Below are 2,237 nucleotides of genomic sequence, written 5' to 3'. Positions count from 1 at the left end.
GGGATCAGCTTGAGCGTGGAGCACGAGTTCTACAGCGCGCTGCTTGAGCTCGACAGTGTATTTGGTGGGCATGTAAGGGTTTCCTTTTCCAATTTCCTACCCTCCATTAAACCCGGGGCGAACCAAGATCTACTGCGAATTGGTCCTGGTCAATCGTGTTACGATCGCGATACACCTTTACGAACCACTGGTGCCCGTCCGTATCTTCGGCGACAAAGTTATCTGCCTCCGTTCCCGCAGGTACTCTAACCGCCACTTATGGAATTACAGTTAGGTGCTTCACATTCTAAATTATTTAGCACAAACAGCCCGATTGGAAGGACTTGACGCGCTCCGCGGGTTCGCGCTCATGGGGATACTTCTCGTTAACTTCCCTGAGGTAGTAGGAGTTCACGAGATCAGGCCAGACGGACAGGTCTACCAATGGCTTGATTTCCTTATTGAGGGGCACTTCTTCCCTCTCTTTTGCCTTCTATTCGCTATCGGATTCGGTATGATGTGGCGCACCGCCCCGTTACGAACCAGCCGTCCGCGCTTTGCGCTGGTCCGCCGTCTACTATTGCTAGGAATACTCGGCGTCTTGCACAGCCAACTTCAGCCCAGCGAAGTGCTCTTGCTCTACGCACTGTGTGGCTTTTTCATTCTTATCCCCATGACGTTTCTCCCTCCAGCGAAATGGGCGCGCTGGATTCTATTCATTATCGGAGCACTACTTATCGCAGTAGGCGGCTGGGTAGGCGGCTGGATGCTCATCGCGGGACTGTTCGTTGTTGGTTTCCTAGCCGGACAGGCACGTATCCCAGAACGTATAGCCAGCTCGACCCACACCAGAAGAGTTTCAGCTTTCATCGCTCTCGCCTGCGCAGCACTGAGCTTGTTCGGATTCTGGCTGAAAGAAGCCGTAGAGAATGGCAATGCCAGTGCTACCCCCGGGCAGCTGCCAACCCTGTTGATGGCTGCCGGATACGTGGCCATGTTCATCACCCTGCTGCGTACCCCCGCGTGTCGCGTATTGACTCAAATTTTCGCACCGCTGGGAAAATGTCACTGACGAACTACGTTACCGCCACACTACTAATGATGGTGGCGAAATATCTTGCGCCAGGAGGATGGTGGGAATCGGGTACGGTAGCGGCATGGATCACTACGTTCGCATCATGTGCAGTGATCCTAGCCATGCAATGGGCTTGGTCTAAGGCCTGGCAGCAACGGTTCGAACAAGGACCTTTAGAACGTGTATGGCGTAACTTCACTTGGTGGGGCAAATCAAAATCAAACTCTCAGCAAAGCCCTAGCCAGAAATAATACATACCTGAATCGTCCGGGGTTTCATGCTGCTCCCATTTGAGAGAATGGAAAGCATGAGACCCGGGGCTTGACAGTGTCTGGACAATTGGCTAGCTACAACAAGTGATACAAAACGGTTAGCTCGGACTACAAAACAAAAAAACAGAGTGTCAATAACGACCGTTTTTGGCGTCCGTATAGGGCCCCTTCACCGGGCGTTTTCTCGGGCGGGGTATATGGGAATCTGAAATCGTTGAAAACTCGGAGTTTGTCAGTTTCCGAAGTCCTCAGCACTTCTGTCCATAGTCCACAGGGTGCTGTTGCAAAGTTGGGGCAGTAGGAAGACAGGCGTGAAATAATCACAGCCACGGGTATCTTCTCGGGTCGTCATTTCCCCCGTGACATCATTTTGTGGGCAGTGCGCAGGTCACTGCCGCTACGGGGTGAGCTGACCTAAGATCTGGAGGAAATGATGACTTCAGCCGCGGCGTGCCGGTTGATCACACCACGATTCTCACCGCTGGGTCCAGAAATACGCCCCTGAGCTGGACAAGCAAACACGGTGGTACCGGCAGGTACCTGACTGGCAGGCCAGTTCCTGGCGGGTGGATAAGACCTATATCCGGGTCGGCGGCACGTGGTGCTACCTCTATCGGGTGATCACCGCCGGTGGCCAGACCCTGGACTTTTACCTCTCTCCGAAGCGGAACGTGGCCGCAGCGAAGCGTTTCCTGGCTAAGGCCCTCAGATCCAATGCGTCAGCCGGGTACCCCAGAGTGATCAACACCGATAAAGCACCCTCCCTAGCCAGGGCAATCGCCGAGTTGAAGTCAGAGGGAATCTGCCCGCCAACAGTGGAACACCGGCAGGTGAAATACCTCAACAACATCCTGGAAGGCGACCATGGTCGGCTGAAGCGGATCCTCGGGCCGAAAGGCGCGTTTAAGAAC

The 2,237-nt window shown here is 54.1% G+C and carries 2 pseudogenes; both read left to right on the top strand.

What is annotated here, in order from left to right:
* Positions 1-349: 349 nt before the first annotated feature.
* A pseudogene (locus tag B7E02_RS14240) lies at positions 350-1,305 on the top strand (DUF418 domain-containing protein).
* A 340-nt stretch (positions 1,306-1,645) separates the two neighbouring features.
* A pseudogene (locus tag B7E02_RS00120) lies at positions 1,646-2,237 on the top strand (IS6 family transposase); the annotation flags it as partial.

Origin of the sequence: Corynebacterium pacaense (genome assembly GCF_900169525.1) — a bacterium.
Classification (GTDB): Bacteria; Actinomycetota; Actinomycetes; order Mycobacteriales; family Mycobacteriaceae; genus Corynebacterium; species Corynebacterium pacaense.
This window is presented reverse-complemented; position numbering and strand designations above follow the sequence as displayed.